This window comes from Bacillus cereus group sp. N24, from assembly GCF_016483345.1.
GTDB classification, from domain to species: domain Bacteria; phylum Bacillota; class Bacilli; order Bacillales; family Bacillaceae_G; genus Bacillus_A; species Bacillus_A toyonensis.
Genome location: NZ_JAEHCA010000001.1, coordinates 125,428 through 142,375, shown reverse-complemented (window position 1 = coordinate 142,375; position 16,948 = coordinate 125,428). Strand labels below are relative to the sequence as shown.

Below are 16,948 nucleotides of genomic sequence, written 5' to 3'. Positions count from 1 at the left end.
ATTGTAAACCTTTTAGTACGGTCCCCACTCAATATTCACTCCAATAATAAGAAAAATAAGTCCAATGATAAACCAAATGAATGCAAGTGGAGCCATAAATCGAATCCATTTTCCGTAAGAAATGCCGCTAGCTGCGAGAACGCCCATTAAAACACCGGAAGTTGGATTGAGGCAGTTCACTACACCTTCGCCGAGCATAACAGCTTGTACTGTAACTTGGCGTGTAATGTGCATGAAATCAGCTAATGGAGCTAATATCGGAATGAAAATAACAGATTCACCTGTACCGGATGAAATAAGGAAATGTAATGCGGCACTACTTACATACATACCGATAACACCAAATACAGGGCTTTGTCCTTCGAGAGACTGTGCGAGTTGGTTAACGATTGTATCAAGTAATTTGCCTTGTTCTAAAATGACTGAAATACAACGAGCCATCCCGACGATCAAAGCACCGTATATGAGATTTTGGCAGCCTGCTAGAAAAGTAGAAGCGATATCGTTCGCTTTCATACCGCCTATTATTCCTGCTGTAATTGCGATGAAAATAAAAGTAGCGGTCATTTCTGCATCTGTCCAATGTAGTCGAAAAGCCCCTATTAAAAATACAATTAATGATAAAGCTGAGACGAGTAAAATTAATTTGTGACGTATTGTCCAAGGAACTTCAGTTTTCTCTATTTCTCTCTCTCTTGAAAGAGCATTACTTGGAAACCAGTTATCGCCGAGTATGCTTCCTTTATTCGATTTTTTTAAACGTTTTATATACCAATTAATATACAAAATGGTAGCAATTAAAAAAGAGATATAGATTGCTGTACGTAACCCAATCCCTGAAAACATCGGAAGTTCTGCGATTTTTTGTGAAATGCCTAAAGGTGAGGGAGATAATATAGTAGCATTAAAACCAGCATAAGTGCCTAAATAAATAATTGCTACGCCAACGATAGCGTCCCATTTCAATGTGCGTGCAACGATGATGCCGATGGGGATAAAGCCGATAACTGAGTTAACGATAATGCCAGTCGTTCCGAGAAGAGAAAAGAGTGCGGCGACAATACAAATGAAAAGTAATTGCTGATTCCGAAATTTGTTAATCACATGATAGATTAAACCGTCAAGAGCACCTGTTTTTTCAAGAATGGCAATGGCACCACCTGTAAATAAAATTAAGAAGATGATAGGAGCAGCAAGTGTCATTCCTTTTTCAATAGCGGTAAAAAAAGAAACAAACCCTACCGGTGATTGCGGAACAGAATGGTAACTTCCTGGTATTGTCGTTGTAACAGTCCCGTTTGTCACTCTTTTAAATTCTCCAGCAGGAACGAAATAAGTAGCTATTGCACAAAGTAAGGCAATAAAAAATAGTAGTACGTACGCGTCAGGCATTTTAAACTTTCGTTTACTAGGTTGTTTTTTTACCTCAGTTGGTAATTGCATAAAATCCCTCCTTTTTCACTTGGTTAATTTTTAATATTCCGAAATTTATCTGTGAAATAGATTATAATAAAGGTGGCTTCTTAAGGCAATGGTTTTTCTGTCCTTTCCTGCACATACAAATTATTGCAACATTAGACAGGGAAACGAAAATAATCCAAGAATATGTTAAATAGAAAGTAAAAGGAAAAGAGGGAAAAAGATGTGGAAAACTACGGATCTATGTGATGAGTTTGAAAAGGAGTTACAAATATGTCGCCAGTCTTTTCGATCTTTTGGGAAGAAAGAACAATTCCACGGGAAAATTGCAACGGTGAAAGTGAAGGATGATAATGTACTAGTGAAGGAAGGATTACAAACATTACCGGAAGGAACGGTATTAGTTGTTGATGGTGGAGCGTCTACGAATTGTGCGTTACTCGGTGATAATTTGGCAGCTATTGCAGAGGAAAGAAAGCTGGCAGGAATTATTGTAAATGGATATGTTCGTGATTCTAGTGAACTAAAGAATATTAATATTGGTATTTTAGCGTTAGGGACGATGCCAAATAGAAGTGTAAAAGAAGGGAAAGGAGAACGAAATATCTCATTGCAATTTGGACAAGTAGAATGGAAGCCAAATGATTATGTTTATGTGGATGAAGATGGCATCATTATTAGTGAAAAAAGTTTGCGTCGTTAAAGGTTAGTAAGTTACTATTCTTAGAAAATAAATCCGATAAAGCATGGACAAAATTCTTTGTCAATAGTAAAATAATACAGAAATTTAAAATTAACAGAATGTATAGGTTTATCGTTTTACGATAACTTAAATGGAAGTAAGTTGTGCCTAAAAAAGTGAATGTTATCACAATGATACGTTCATGAACAAAATTATTTTTCCTATACAAATATAGCCGCGGATGATGCAGGTAGGAGGTGTTGCACAGTTTGTTCGACACTTACAAAAAAAGAGTGTCAATTGCACGCCCTTGAAGGGTCTTTTTTTGTGTGAATAGTAGTAAGGGAGGAAATTTTGGGATGGCAATGTTAAAAAAATGGCTGCTTACGTCGTTAATGGCAGTTATACTTGTATTAGTTTCTTTTGCGAATACAGTACATATTACGTTTGCTGAAGGAAATACAGCAAAACTTGCAATTGTCGGTGAATCACAAAATGGCATTATGTTATGTCCGAAAGAAGAGCAAATTAAAGATGGGGAAACAGCTTTAAGTTTGCTGCAAAAAGTCATGGGGGACAAAGTAGAAGCTGAAACGATGTCGTTTGGAACGTATGTAAAAGGCATTGATGGGCTAATGGCCGGGGCTACAAGTGGCTGGCTGTATGATGTAAATGATAAATCTGCAGAAGTTGGAGCGGATAGTTATAAATTAAAATCTGGAGATGTTGTTGTTTTCCGTTTTGTTTCAGACTGGAGCAATATGAGTCAAGAAACATTACAACAAACATTAGATGAATTTGGTACTTGTAAAACGGTAGAAGAACCAAAAACAGATGATCCAAAACAAGAAAAACCAGAAGAACCAAAGACGGATGATCCAAAACAAGAGAAACCAGAAGAACCAAAGACGGATGATCCAAAACAAGAGAAACCAGAAGAGCCAAAAACAGATGATCCAAAACAGGAAAATCCAGATGGAACAAAAACACCAGAACAACCAAAGCAAGAGAACATTCAAGTTCCAGCAGCGCAAGTAAACGAAGCAATTTCTAAAACGTCTGAAAAGATGTTACAAGATGGAATAGAGAGTGATTGGGTAGCTCTAGGGCTTTCTCGTTCTGGAAAGAATGTACCAATTGAGGCGCAATTAAATTATGTTAAGGCAGTAACAGAAAAAGTGGAAAAGCGTATAAATCGTTTTTCAGCAACAGATTTAGCTAGAACGATTATTATGATGAATGCAATGAGTGCAGATCCTAAAAAGGTAGGCGGACATAACTTAGTTCAAAAATTGTATGAATCTGATAAAGTAAATTCTGTTACAGGTTATACATTTGCGTTACTTGCCTTTGATACGAATAAATATGAGATTCCAGTCGAAGCAAAGTGGAATCGAGTTGCTTTAGTAGATGCAATTTTAAACACGCAACATACAGATGGTGGCTGGACTTATACTAGTTCAGGTAGTAAAGATAGTGCTAGTAGCGTCGATGTAACAGGTATGGTTTTATCCGCGTTAGCACCTTATCAAGATCGATCAGATGTGAAACCAGCTGTACAAAAAGCTGTTGCGTATTTATATAACGAACAGCTAAAAAATGGTGGTTTTTCTGCTGATGGACAAGAGAATTCTAATAGTACTGCGCAAGCAATTATTGGATTATCACTTGTTAAAGATGTAGATCAAAATCGTCTTCATAAAGCAGTGCAAAGTCTGCTGTCATATCAACTTCCAAATGGTGAATTTAAATGGTTACCAAGTGATCAAAATGGTAACGGAATGGCTACAGAGCAAGCTCTTTTAGCGTTAGTTCAATTTAAAGAAATCGGAAAGTCTATTTATGACTGGTCTAATGTAGGCGATGATGAAGTAATTAAGCCGAAACCGATTGAAGAGCCAGAAAATAAGGTAATAGAAAAAGAAATTACTGAAGAACCGAAAGAACAAAAACAAATACAACAAGAAACAAAAGATGAAGATGTAAAAGTTGTTGTAGATAATAAACCAGTTAAAAATGAAAACATGCTACCGAAAACAGGAGCATCTTCTCATAGTACAGCTACAGAAGTAGGTATGGGTGTATTATGTATTGCTTCTGCATATGTATTATGGAGACGTAAAGCAGCTTAACAAAAATTAGGAGCAATGATTTGCTCCTAATTTTTATATGAAAGGTGAGAGAGAACATGAGTAAGATGAAGTGGTTCATTTCTTTAATGCTTTCACTCGGCCTACTTGCCGGATGTGAAGAGGCGGCTGTAAAGCCGGAGAAGAAAGCAGAGCCAAAGCAAGAAGAGGTAGCAAAACAAGAAGAACCGAAAGAAGAAGTGAAACCGGAAGAGAAACAAGCTGAGCCGGAACAGAAACAACAAGAAGAGAAACAAGAACAAAAAGTAGCAGAGAAGCCGAAAGAGGAAAAGCCGCAGGAACAACCTGAAGTAAAGAAAGAAGAGAAACCTCAGGAGCAATCTGCTACTAAACAACCAGAACAACAAAAAGCAAACGAAGAGAAACAACAGCAACCGAAAGCACAGGAAGTAAAAGAAGAAGCAAAGGTTGTCAATCAGCCGAAAGAAACACCGAAGCAGGAGCAAAAGGTAGATCCGAATAAAGAGAATAAAACGATACCGACTCCGCCCGTACCAACTCCTGAACCATCAAAACCAGATCCGGTAACGGTACCTAAATCACAAACAAAACAAGTTACTATCTCCGTAAAAGGACATGAAGGATACTTATTAGGTGCGAAAAAGGTTGATGTACAAGAAGGTGATACTGTTTATAAAGTGTTGCAGCGTACAGGATTAGATGTTGATGCAAGTGGATCAAAAGATAGCATTTATGTAAAAGGTATTAATGATTTATATGAAAAAGATATTGCCGATACTAGTGGCTGGAAATATCGTGTGAATGGTGCATTTCCGAACCGTAGTGCTGGTGTAGTTACAGTAAAACCAGGAGATACAATTGAGTGGGTATATGTATTAAAATAAGAAAGGCATTCGGTAAAGGACTATGAAAATAAGTTTTTCTTCTTTACATCCTTTTGTGAATTTTTTCTATTATATTGGGGTGATGATACTATGTATGATGTGTCTTCATCCTCTTTTTTTAATTGGAGCAATTTTATTAATCGTTATTTTAAATGTGATACAAGGAAATAGCGAAAAGATAAGAAAGATGTTACCGAGCACAATCGTATTCTTTTTTATGGTAATTTTATTTAATTCGTTATTAACACATAGAGGTCGAACTACGTTATTTTGGTTAGGTGATAGCCGTATTAAGCTGGAGGCAATTATGTTTGGACTAGTAATGGGGTTATTACTAGTTGCGATTATGTTTACGTTTGCTTCGTATAATGATATTATTTCAAGTCATAAATTTTTATATTTGTTTTCGAGAATTTCACCGAAAGTTGCATTGTTAACGATGGTTACAGTGAGGTTTGTTCCTTTGTTTATTAGACGATTACAGAAAATAACACTCGTCCAAAAGACAAAAGGTGTGCAGGTAGATTCAGGTTCAATTGTTGAACGAGTGAAAAATGGCATGCAGTTACTGCAAGTATTATTAATTTGCTCGTTAGAAGATGCACTTCAAACGGCAGATTCTATGCAAGCTCGTGGATTTGGTGTAACGAAACGTACGACGTATATTCGGTATAGAATGGAAAAACGTGATTGGTATACGCTCAGTTATTTAATGATTTTATTTATAACTGCTATCATATGTAGTAAGTATGGCGGAGGAAAATTGATCATTTATCCGAAAGTCGAATCTATTCTATTCCAGCAATACGATGGAATGATGTTTGTAGCATTTACGCTGTTTATTAGTTTACCAATCATAATGGAAGGAAGAGAATGGATATGGTGGCGCATGCAGAAATAAACAATTTATCATTTGTATATGCTGATGAAAATGAAAAAGCGTTACAGCATATTTCTCTTTCTATTCAAAAAGGAGAGTTTATAGCGCTAGCTGGAGGATCCGGATCTGGGAAAACGACATTATTAAAACATTTTAAAAAGGAGTTACTTCCAATTGGCACGCGTTCGGGAGAGCTGTTTTATGAAGAAGTTTTATTAGAGAAAGTACCTGATTTATTATCTGCGCAAGAAATTGGCATGGTATTTCAAAACCCAGAAAATCAGCTCGTAATGGATACAGTGATTCAAGAATTAGCATTTTCTTTAGAAAATATCGGATTACCATCACACATTATTCAAAAACGAATAGCCGAGCTCATTAGCTTCTTAGGATTTCAAGATTTATTGCATCAATCTGTTCATACGTTATCTGGTGGGCAAAAACAACTTGTCAATTTAGCTGCGGTATTAGTTATGCAGCCGAAACTATTATTATTAGATGAACCAACGGCGCAATTAGATCCGATTGCTGCGAAAGAGTTTTTAGGGTTGTTAAAACGTATTAATGAAGAACTTGGAATTACGATTATTTTAAGTGAACATCGTTTAGATGAAGTGATACCACTTGCAACACGCGTTGTTTGTATGGATAACGGCCGAATTGTTTATGATGGTAGTCCTAAAACAGTTATAGCGAAAATGTGGGAAGTGGAAAACTTCCGTCCATTTATTCCGCAAATTCCAAGGTTGTTTTTAGAATGGAATGCGAGAGATATTCCGTTTACAGTGCGAGAAGCACAAATGAAAATGAATGATTTTTCAGCGATATCATATGTGAATGAGCAGATGGTACAACGTAAAAAACAAGAAGTAATGTTAAGTGCAGAACATATTTCTTTTCAATATGAAAAAAATAGTCCGCTTATTTTACGAGATTTAACAGTTGCGATTGAAAAAGGAAAATGGGTAGCACTCGTTGGGAAAAATGGTACTGGGAAGTCTACACTGTTAACGATTTTAGCAGGATTGCAAAAATCGAGAAGAGGGAAAGTAAAGTGGCATGGTAAAGTGATACATAAAATTGATTCGAAAGAACGATTTAAAAGGATCGGGTATGTATCACAGCATCCGTATTATCATTTTACATTTGATACAGTGTGGCAAGAAGTTTATGAACGTGCTCGTGAATTATATGGAGAACAAGGAAAAGAAATAGCAGAAGATATGTTGAAACAGTTTTGGTTACATTCGCTTAAAGAGCGCCATCCACATGATTGTAGCGGGGGAGAGCAACAACTACTTGCATTATGTACAACGTTATTATCAAAACCAACGCTATTACTACTTGATGAACCAACAAAGGGGTTAGACCCATGGAAGAAAGAAAGAGTAGGAGAGCTATTTAGGAAATTACAAAAAGAAGGTACAACCATTGTAATGGCGACTCATGATATTGAGTTCGCAGCGAAATATGTTGATCAATGCATGATGTTATTTGATGGAACAGTCATTATGAATGATGCACCGAAAGAATTTTTTAGCGGTAACTTCTTTTATACAACATCTATTAATCGATTCATTCGAAAAGAATTGCCATATGCATTAACGTGGGAGGATGTGTACGAAGCGTGTCCAAACAATATGTTGCATTCATAATATGTATTTTGGCGTTTATAATAGGCACATTACTCTTTACTACACTCCTCATGGACGGCTATTACATGGTAAGTAGTTTGTTTTTATTAGCTGTTATTATGTTACCTTTCTATATCCGTTTTGAAAGGAAGGCGTTTGTTTCACGTGAAATTGTTCTCGTTGCCGTGTTAGCGGCAATTGCTGCGGTTAGCCGTGTACCATTTTCTATTTTACCGAGTGTACAACCAACTTCTTTTGTCATTATCGTTTCTGCAATCGTGTTTGGGAGTGAAACTGGTTTTATGATCGGGGCAACAGCGGCTATTGTATCGAACATTTTTTTAGGACAAGGTCCGTGGACGCCGTGGCAAATGTTTTCGTGGGGTATGATTGGTTTTATAGCTGGACTATTACGTAATACATTTTTCATGAAAAAGCTCTGGGGAAGACTCCTATACGGATTAATTGTTGGATTTTTATTTGGTTGGATTATGAACTTCTGGGGACTTCTCGGTTTTATACGAGAAGCAACGTGGGAGACCGTCATTGCGTACTATGTCGCGAGTTTTTACTTTGACTTAAGTCATGCGATTTCAAATGTTATTTTCCTACTACTATTTAGTACTTCATGGATTACGATTCTCACAAGGTTTAAAAAGAAATACGGTATATTAGATGAGCATAACATGACATAGAAAAGCATACTTATATAAGGTAGGGTCGCGACTTACATATTCGTTTGCCTCTTTCATGCTTCTTACATATTGTAAGGAGCATTTTTTATTGTCAAAAAATAGATCCAATATACATCCGTTATTATATAAAATTATTTGTATAATAGTAGGTGAGAACTTTTTTCAAGAGGGAGGTGTATAGTTAATGAAGTTAGTTATTCCGAAGCAACATGGTGCATGGGCTATGCTTGTTATCCCATTTCTATTAAGTGTCATACTTGGGAAACCTACTTTTTATCATATTCCATTGTTTTTAGCTTGGTTCTGTATCTATTTAGCTACGTATCCATTTCTCATGTACATAAAACAAAAACGAAAAAAAGAGTTTTTACATGCAGCAATTGTATATTTTATTATTGCGTTCGTATTTGGGATGATTTCTCTATTATATGAATGGCGAGTTCTTTTATTCGTAGCAGCAATGATTCCATTATTTATAGTAAATATGTATTACGCTCGTCAAAAGAATGAAAGAGCACTGTTAAATGACATTTGCGCAATCATCGTTTTCTGTATAGGTGGTTTAGTTAGTTATTATTTTTCAATGAAACTTATAGATAAAACAGCATTATTTATTGCGCTTATTTCATTTTTATATTTTTTAGGAAGTACGTTTTATGTGAAAACGATGATTCGTGAGAAGAATAATCCGAAGTATCGTTTTATATCTTGGGGGTATCATATCGTGTTAACGGTCATCGTATTTGCTATCAATCCATGGTGCTCTCTTATTTTTATACCAAGTGTCATTCGAGCAATTATGTTGTATGGCAAAACAATTTCTATCATAAAAGTAGGGATTTTAGAAATTGTTAATTCTGTATATTTTTTAATCATAACGGCAATAATTATGAAGTATGCCATTTGAAAAAACTTCCCACCTTATGATGGGAAGTTTTTTCAATCTTGTTCTAAAATGTGAACCGTGTAATCGCAGCGTTGAATAGCTTGTTCGATCGCATAAAGAGATTGCTCAATACGAGCACGATTAAAATCTTTTTCAACAGTCTGTAATGCTTCTTCTAAACAGTGTTTTGCTTCTTGTAATGATTGAAAAGAATCTTGTACATATCCGCGAGCATTTTCGTGCATTTCATAATCCTCCTTGCATATTCATATATGTATAGTATGAACAGGAAGAAAGAAAATATAATTTGTTGTATTTGTTTGACAATTGAAATGAAATTACGTATAGTAAGATTTAAGTGAATATTTTCTTATCCAGAGAGGTGGAGGGACTGGCCCGATGAAACCCAGCAACCGCGATGCAGGTGCTAATTCCAGCAGAACATATTTGTTCTGGGAGATAAGACGAAGATATATACGTAACTTCTTCTTATCGGAGAGGTTTTTTTGTTGCAAAAAAACCGATTACGAAAATTTATATTAAGAAGAAAGGGGTTGCGGATTACTGTGACACTCGAAAAATACGTAAAACTGCGTAGTACAGTTTATGAATATATGATAGAGCAAGATAAGCCAATATCATTGTTAGATATTCAAGAACATATCGTTTCGCATCATGAAGGAAAATTCACGAAAAAAATGTTACATCAATTTTATTTATCAAGACTATTAGATGAACTCAAACTGGATGGGAAAATTACATTAGCTGATGATGAATATCTCTATACTGAAAAAGGGGTATTTTATAAGGCGAGAAAAGGGAGCTAGTCTCTCTTTTTTTCTTGAAATAGCGAAGTATGTAGAGTAAAAGACTGCTAATGCAGCCTGATACAGGGAATGGTGTTGAGTGTGTAGTGTCAAAAATTGAATGTGCCTGAAAGAGGCAATTCATATCGGCTGCAAATGAAAAGAGACACCTCCGCCGAATAGGTGTCAGTCGTTTTGTCACGTAGACTCGCTACTTGACAGTTATTAGAATAACATGCAGGTTTTTTGAAGTCAAAAGGGAATTAAAGGAAGAGGTGCAAATATGTACGCTTACTTATTAAAAGATATAACGAAATGGATCCCAAAGTACATTATAGATAAGGGATATGAATATTATGAAGATGGACATGTAGAAGATGTTGAAATACAAGACAAGAAAGTAATTGCTTTCGTTACTGGAAATGCAGGAAATTATGAAGTGATTATTGATCTTGAAGATTTTACAGAAAGTAGCTGCGAGTGTCCTTATGAGAATCTTTGCAAGCATATGGCGGCAGTTGTTTATGATATTCAAGGTGCTGGTGAGAGTACGGTGAAAGAGAAACTGAAAGATTTAGACAAGGAAGAGTTACTTACCGTATTAAACCGTTTATTACAAAGTTCGAAAAACGTACAAATTGTAGAGAAGATGTTAAAGAAGGGGAAACTTTAACCATAGAGGGAGTTGTTTTGTAGTGAATGTACTAATTGTATACGCTCATCCTAGTCCTTCCAGTTTTAACGCGGCGATTTTAAAGCATGTGCAAAAAGGATTACAAGAAACAAATCATTCGGTTACGGTACTTGATTTATATAAGGAACAATTTGATCCAGTCCTTGTATTTAATGAAGAGAAAAAAAGACGTGATTTAGTAAATGAAGAAGAAACAGCTTGGTACAGAACGTTAGTGGCAGAAGCAGATACTCTTTTATTCATATATCCGATATGGTGGTGGGGGATGCCTGCTATTTTAAAAGGGTTTATTGATCGCATTTTCGTAGCTGGATTTGCTTATAAATATGAAGGTGCCTTGCCGAAGGGCTTATTGAAAGGAAAGAAGGCGTGGGTAATTAATACGTTAGATTCACCGTTATGGTACGTCGCCCTATTATATCGATCAGCAGATTGGATTATGATGAAGAGAGGTGTGTTACGTTTTTGCGGCATTCGCGATATAAAACGATCTGTTTTTCAATCTGTGAAAACGAGTAAACGAGAGAAGCGGGAAAAGTGGTTATTACAAATAGAAGAAAAGGCTCGTACATTATGAATGAAATTGATCGTATTATAAATTGTTGTCAGTATGATAACGAACTTTTTCGTACCTATATTAATTGCTTAATCCAATTGAAGAAATATAGTGAAACGTTTCAACAAATGAAGATCCAATTAAGAAATGATTATTTAATAAGAGGGATTTGTGAAAGAGAAGTCGATGAGGTAGTAAGAGGAAGTAAAGAGTATGAAACGTATTTTCTTCCTAAAGCGTTACAGTGGAATTTCTTGAGGGAAAATCCATATCTGATTGAAAAGATATGTGAAGATTTTTTTGCATTTGAGGCATTACATCTTACCGATATAGAGTGGGAAACGATTGTAAATTGCATGGGAAATAAGTGATTTATTATGTAAAAAAGCTAGTATAAAACTAGCTTTTCGTTTAAATAAATAAGAAATGATAAATCCTGCATATAGTAAGTTCACAACGCAAAATCCCATAATATCACGAGCACCTAAACCAGCTATCGCTAACGCTGGTAATGCCCAGAAAGGTTGAATTAAATTCGTCCAAGCATCGCCCCACGCAATTGCCATCGCTGTTTTTGCAGCAGGTACACCAAGTTCTGCACCAGCTGGAATCATAATGGGTGCTTGTACAGCCCATTGACCGCCACCAGATGGAACAAAAATATTAACGATGCCAGCACTTAAAAAAGTAAAGAGTGGGAAAGTCGTTTCGTTTGAAATACTAATAAAGAAATTAGAAATAGCTCCTCCAAGAGAAAGTCCTTCACTATTTACTCCAATCATCATACCCATAATTCCTGCGTAAAACGGAAACTGAAGTAGAATGCCAGAAGCACTTTTTGTAGAGTCTGAAAAAGCGCGAATATATTGAATTGGAGTCCGGTGAAAAATAAGACCAGCAATTAATAACATAAAAATAACGATATCGAGTGTAAGGTTAAAACCTTTCGTATAAAAGTAATTGAAAATATAAATGAGACCTAATAACCCAACGCAAAGTGTAATAATGATGCTATTTTCCATTTTCTCAGCGAGTGTTTTTGGCTCTACTTCTATAGCAGCAGCTTCTTCATGAAATACGCTAGGATCTACTGTTACCGTATGTTTTTCATCGGGATGCATTGCCCTGTTAATGAGTGGCATCGTAATGAGAAAGATAATAACTGGAACGAGAGCGTATGGTGAGAATAACGTTTCTGTTATTGGAATCGCTTCTTTAATACTTCCAGCTGTCGTTTTAATTAACGTTTCACCGCCCGTAGCTAACGTAAGAGGGATAGAAGCGGAAAGACCCGCATGCCAAATGAGAAATCCAGAGTAAGAAGAAGCAATTGCTAATCTGTAATCTAATCCTTCAAGTTGTCTTGCAACTTCTTTTGCATATAAAACAGATACAACAATACCAAATCCCCAGTTTATGTATGCACCAAGTAAACTTACAATTGAAATGGCAATAATACCTTGGCCATTCGTTTTCGGTAGCCTGGCAGCTTGCGTTAACCCCTTTTTAATAAGAGGAGCGTTCGCTAAAGCAGATCCAGTGACAAGTACTAGTGCCATTTGCATAGAAAAGGCGAGAAGTCCCCAAATGCCATTACCCCAATGATTAATCATTTCGACCGGTGTTTGGTGAGTTGCAAACATGCCGAAGAAGATAACAAAAACAGTTAATAAACATGATAAAATAAACGGTTCTGGCAAGAAACGTTGCACTAAGGCGACGCAACCATTTGTAAAGGAACGAAACAAAATAGATCAACCTCCTTATGTATGTTTCTTACAATGTTCGAGGTTGTTTGGAGGATAACCTTTAATAAAAAGAAAATTCTGATATTTATAGATTTTTGTTGTAATGTATTGATAGATTGAATTTATATTTCAAAACGTTTTTTCATTTTGATTTGAAATATTTTTAAGAGGGGGAGTACTACATGCCTTTCAATATAAGAGGAACGAATGGAGCAAATGCTTATTTCTACCTGTAAAAAAATGAATGAACTTATAGGAGCATTGTAATGAATATAAAAGAGAGGTGAAAGGATTGGTAAGGAGAAATTTGAATGTATTTACTAAAATATCCTCTTTGACAGCGATTGCTACGGTTATTATCTTACCAATTTACAATTTATTAAGTAGTGTAGACGATAGTGGGAATTATATGATAAGAATGTTAGTATTACTCACATTCTATCTTTCTATATTTAGTGTACCTGTAAGCATTCTTTCAATGTTCAGCACAGAGAAATTAAGTAAAAGAATTTTCGCTTTAGTTGTAAATGTATTACCTATAAGTCTTATCATTTATACTTTGATTATGGAATTTATAGATGAATTTGTCAGACTAGCACCTTAGTTAAAAAGGGCTCTGCAACACCCCATTGACGACATGTTTTAAATCCTCGACCGATAATTGCTGAATATGTAACATAAACCCTGCACCAAGTTCGTATACTCGTCCAGCGATTGTGTGCTGATCATTTATTAAAGGGAGCATAACTAGAGGAACTTCAAAATAAAGTGATTCACTTATGCTGTTTATCCCACAATGGCTAATATTGTGCGCCTGTTTGTTTCAAAATCATTTGCTGAATACTAGACACTATTATCTCCAAGTTCTATTAAATTGTGCACTAATCTTAACGTTGGATTTAGGTGTCACATGAAGTGATTTGTTTTTATCGTTGTGGGGGACACCAAAAGCTCAGGGTGATGGGCATATGGTTCTATTTCATCATCAATCTAGCAAAAAAAATGTTCTTCCTCCAATATGTAATATTGCATATAAAAATGAATTGATGCAAATGTAAAAGCTTATTATAATGAAGACATAAATATTCAACACATCTTTAATACAACAAAGAGGAGGAAGCAATATGGAAATCGCAATGGCAGTTTTGAAATTTTTAGGTGGAGTAATTCCGTTAGTTCAAGAACTTTTAAAAGCATTTATGTAAGTTTATTAATTAGCAATCATTATCATATTTAATATAAAAAAAGAACGGGGTGATTTTTCTGAAAATTAAGAAAAGTAATAAAAAAATAAAATTCCTAGCATGTGTATTAGTTAGTTTATGCACTATTCATTATTCATCTATTTCTTTCGCGGAAACGCAAACAGGTAATGCAACTGATGCAACAAAAAATGCTAGTGACATTAATAATGGTATAGCAAATTTAAAGTATGATAGTAGAGATATTTTAGCAGTAAATGGGGATAAAGTAGAGAGTTTTGTTCCGAAAGAAAGTATCAATTCAAATGGTAAATTTGTAGTAGTTGAGCGTGAAAAAAAATCACTTACAACGTCACCGGTCGATATTTCCATTATTGATTCTGTAGCTAATCGTACGTATCCAGGAGCAGTACAACTTGCAAATAAAGCTTTTGCCGATAATCAACCTAGTTTATTAGTGGCTAAGAGAAAACCTTTAAATATTAGTATAGACTTACCTGGAATGAGGAAAGAAAATACGATATCTGTCCAAAATCCGACATATGGTAATGTGTCTGGAGCAGTAGATGATTTAGTGTCTACTTGGAATGAGAAGTATGCATCAACACATTCGTTACCTGCAAGAATGCAGTATACAGAGTCCATGGTGTATAGTAAATCACAAATCGCAAGTGCTCTTAATGTCAACGCTAAATATCTTGATAACAGTCTAAACATTGACTTTAATGCCGTTGCAAATGGAGAGAAAAAAGTGATGGTTGCGGCATATAAGCAAATATTTTATACCGTAAGTGCTGAACTACCTAACAATCCATCCGATCTTTTTGATAATAGTGTTACTTTCGGTGAGTTAACTCGTAAAGGGATAAGTAATGCGGCTCCGCCTGTTATGGTGTCAAATGTAGCCTATGGCAGAACCATTTATGTGAAATTAGAAACAACATCTAAGAGCAAAGATGTACAAGCTGCTTTTAAAGCGTTACTTAAAAATAACAGCGTCGAAACGAGTGGCCAGTACAAAGATATTTTTGAAGAAAGTACCTTTACCGCTGTCGTATTAGGCGGAGATGCAAAAGAGCATAACAAGGTTGTTACAAAAGATTTTAATGAAATCCGAAATATCATTAAAGATAATGCAGAGTTAAGTAAAAAAAATCCAGCATACCCAATTTCATATACGAGCACTTTCTTAAAAGATAATGCAACTGCTGCTGTTCATAACAATACAGATTATGTTGAGACTACAACTACAGAATATTCAAGTGCTAAAATGACGCTTGATCATTACGGTGCATATGTTGCTCAATTTGATGTATCTTGGGATGAATTCTCATATGATCAAAATGGGAAAGAAGTACTAACACATAAAACTTGGGAAGGAAGCGGTAGAGATAAAACTGCTCACTTCTCTACAGTTATACCACTTCCACCGAATTCAAAAAATGTAAAAGTCGTAGCGAGAGAATGTACAGGTCTTGCATGGGAATGGTGGAGAACAATTATTAATGAGCAAAATGTTCCTTTAACAAATGAAATAAAGGTTTCAATTGGAGGAACGACATTATACCCAACTGCTAATATTAGTCATTAGGTTGGAGCGAAGCGCCCTGTTTACAGGGCGCTTTTTTACTTGAAAGTATATCGGTGTTTTTTTATGTATCATAATCAATTCGAAAATCTTGTAACTATATTTTTTGAATAATTTCATTCCTCATTATTCAATCCCAATAAGTTTAAAATAGTCTTATCTTTATTCATTTATTATGTATCCGCATTTTGATTTTTTATAAAGGAAAGGAACTATCCTCTAAACAAAACTTCTATTCATTATTGACTACTTGATAAATGGATTGTGTTCCCATGTTAAAAGTGTAGGCAAAATTTTTAAATGCTTGTTATGAGTTTTTGTAAGAAGTTAATTTCGGATAATTGATTATTATATTTTTATAATTAAATTAGATAGCCATAATCGTTTTGCAACAACCAAACTTCGTTTTTTCAATGCACAATAAATTACATCAATTACTAACAATCGCATAAAATCGATCTGCAATTATACCAACTTTGTATCTATTAAGAAACTTTGTACCAGCCCTCCTATGGGTTAGTATATATATATATTTCAAAATTCATGAATTTCTTTATCGATATTATTTAATGCAATGCCCCTAGAATTTTCTATAAATTACTATGGGCTCTTATAATATAGTATAATACCTATTTAACGAAGAATAGAATCCCTCTTTGATTATTGGCAGTTAAATCTGATACTTTACTATATTTTTAATTTGTTGTTAATAAATATTATTACAATGAGAAGCTAATAGTGAACATTTTAAGAGTGACCATATATTCTTATGATAAAATCCTGTAGAAAGATTAAGAATTCTTAAGGACTTTTACCCTTTTTTCTTAAGGTTTGGACTCTAGAGTATGATTATGAATTCAAACCAGTGGGTGATTAAGTGTGAAAACAATTCACTTTCTTATTTCTGTATATAATGAACTTAAAATCAGTTGGTGTAGCCCTTCCTAGTTCAAAGCTTCTTGGATACAAAATGATTGAAGGAATTGATTTGAAGAAAGTAAATTACATTGTCAAATATGGAGCAAGTACAGGTGTATGAACAGAAAAATTAATAAAAAGAAGAAATCAATTATTTTATTAGTGGGAAATAATAAAGAATTTTACTTTTTTACTAAAAGAAAAATTTAAAGAAAAAGGGAACTTATTAATTTTATATGAAACAG

Annotated in this window: 15 protein-coding genes, 1 pseudogene and 1 riboswitch; of the genes and pseudogenes, 12 read left to right on the top strand and 4 right to left on the bottom strand. The window is 34.9% G+C overall.

Translation table 11 applies throughout. The features are described 5' to 3' along the window. Positions 1–12: 12 nt before the first annotated feature. A complete protein-coding gene (locus JDS95_RS00660) occupies positions 13–1,443 on the bottom strand; it encodes a YfcC family protein (protein ID WP_085450392.1) in 1,431 nt (476 codons plus the stop codon). Between the two features lie 199 nt (positions 1,444–1,642). Here JDS95_RS00660 and rraA point away from each other — a divergent pair, with 199 nt between their 5' ends. From rraA to JDS95_RS00625, 7 genes are all read left to right on the top strand, one after another. Then, positions 1,643–2,122 (top strand): ribonuclease E activity regulator RraA, encoded by a 480-nt coding sequence (gene rraA / locus JDS95_RS00655; RefSeq protein WP_000266040.1) that lies wholly within the window; start codon positions 1,643–1,645, stop codon positions 2,120–2,122. A gap of 338 nt (positions 2,123–2,460) precedes the next feature. Continuing rightward, positions 2,461–4,233 carry a DUF4430 domain-containing protein gene (locus JDS95_RS00650; protein ID WP_085450391.1) on the top strand — a complete coding sequence of 591 codons (1,773 nt, stop codon included), beginning with the start codon at positions 2,461–2,463 and terminating at the stop codon, positions 4,231–4,233. Positions 4,234–4,289: 56 nt separating this feature from the next. Next, positions 4,290–5,096 carry a DUF4430 domain-containing protein gene (locus JDS95_RS00645; protein WP_085450390.1) on the top strand — a complete coding sequence of 269 codons (807 nt, stop codon included), beginning with the start codon at positions 4,290–4,292 and terminating at the stop codon, positions 5,094–5,096. Positions 5,097–5,118: 22 nt separating this feature from the next. Further along, on the top strand, positions 5,119–5,997 hold the full coding sequence (locus tag JDS95_RS00640) for an energy-coupling factor transporter transmembrane component T (RefSeq protein ID WP_085450389.1): 879 nt from the start codon (positions 5,119–5,121) through the stop codon (positions 5,995–5,997). Continuing rightward, positions 5,970–7,631, top strand: a complete 1,662-nt coding sequence (locus JDS95_RS00635; protein ID WP_139823500.1) for an ABC transporter ATP-binding protein — start codon at positions 5,970–5,972, stop codon at positions 7,629–7,631. Before JDS95_RS00640 ends, JDS95_RS00635 begins: the two co-directional genes overlap by 28 nt. Continuing rightward, the gene (locus JDS95_RS00630; RefSeq protein WP_002175621.1) at positions 7,604–8,305 is read left to right on the top strand and encodes an ECF transporter S component; all 702 of its coding nucleotides are present in this window, start codon (positions 7,604–7,606) and stop codon (positions 8,303–8,305) included. The genes JDS95_RS00635 and JDS95_RS00630 overlap by 28 nt, the downstream gene beginning before the upstream one ends. A gap of 184 nt (positions 8,306–8,489) precedes the next feature. Further along, entirely contained in the window at positions 8,490–9,212 is a 723-nt protein-coding gene (locus JDS95_RS00625) for a YwiC-like family protein (protein ID WP_000779956.1), read from the top strand. Positions 9,213–9,244: 32 nt separating this feature from the next. Here the strand turns inward: JDS95_RS00625 and JDS95_RS00620 are convergent, their stop codons facing one another. Next, positions 9,245–9,436, bottom strand: coding sequence for a hypothetical protein (locus JDS95_RS00620; RefSeq protein ID WP_000545000.1), 192 nt, complete (start codon positions 9,434–9,436; stop codon positions 9,245–9,247). Positions 9,437–9,558: 122 nt separating this feature from the next. Then, positions 9,559–9,657: riboswitch (SAM riboswitch) on the top strand. A gap of 40 nt (positions 9,658–9,697) precedes the next feature. Here JDS95_RS00620 and JDS95_RS00615 point away from each other — a divergent pair. From JDS95_RS00615 to JDS95_RS00600, 4 genes are all read left to right on the top strand, one after another. Continuing rightward, the gene (locus JDS95_RS00615) at positions 9,698–10,018 is read left to right on the top strand and encodes a hypothetical protein (protein WP_073990648.1); all 321 of its coding nucleotides are present in this window, start codon (positions 9,698–9,700) and stop codon (positions 10,016–10,018) included. A gap of 262 nt (positions 10,019–10,280) precedes the next feature. Further along, positions 10,281–10,670, top strand: coding sequence for an SWIM zinc finger family protein (locus JDS95_RS00610; RefSeq protein WP_000271516.1), 390 nt, complete (start codon positions 10,281–10,283; stop codon positions 10,668–10,670). A 22-nt stretch (positions 10,671–10,692) separates the two neighbouring features. Continuing rightward, positions 10,693–11,268 (top strand): NAD(P)H-dependent oxidoreductase, encoded by a 576-nt coding sequence (locus JDS95_RS00605; RefSeq protein WP_001101665.1) that lies wholly within the window; start codon positions 10,693–10,695, stop codon positions 11,266–11,268. After that, positions 11,265–11,618, top strand: a complete 354-nt coding sequence (locus JDS95_RS00600; RefSeq protein WP_001002312.1) for a hypothetical protein — start codon at positions 11,265–11,267, stop codon at positions 11,616–11,618. Before JDS95_RS00605 ends, JDS95_RS00600 begins: the two co-directional genes overlap by 4 nt. A 42-nt stretch (positions 11,619–11,660) precedes the next feature. Here the strand turns inward: JDS95_RS00600 and JDS95_RS00595 are convergent. Both JDS95_RS00595 and JDS95_RS00590 read right to left on the bottom strand, forming a co-directional pair. Next, a pseudogene (locus JDS95_RS00595) lies at positions 11,661–12,995 on the bottom strand (short-chain fatty acid transporter); the annotation flags it as partial. 604 nt (positions 12,996–13,599) lie between these two features. Further along, complete coding sequence (locus JDS95_RS00590; protein WP_134853405.1) at positions 13,600–13,800, bottom strand: glycosyltransferase; 201 nt, start codon at positions 13,798–13,800, stop codon at positions 13,600–13,602. Between the two features lie 449 nt (positions 13,801–14,249). Here JDS95_RS00590 and JDS95_RS00585 point away from each other — a divergent pair, with 449 nt between their 5' ends. Beyond that, entirely contained in the window at positions 14,250–15,788 is a 1,539-nt protein-coding gene (locus JDS95_RS00585) for a thiol-activated cytolysin family protein (protein ID WP_085450384.1), read from the top strand. Positions 15,789–16,948: the final 1,160 nt, after the last annotated feature.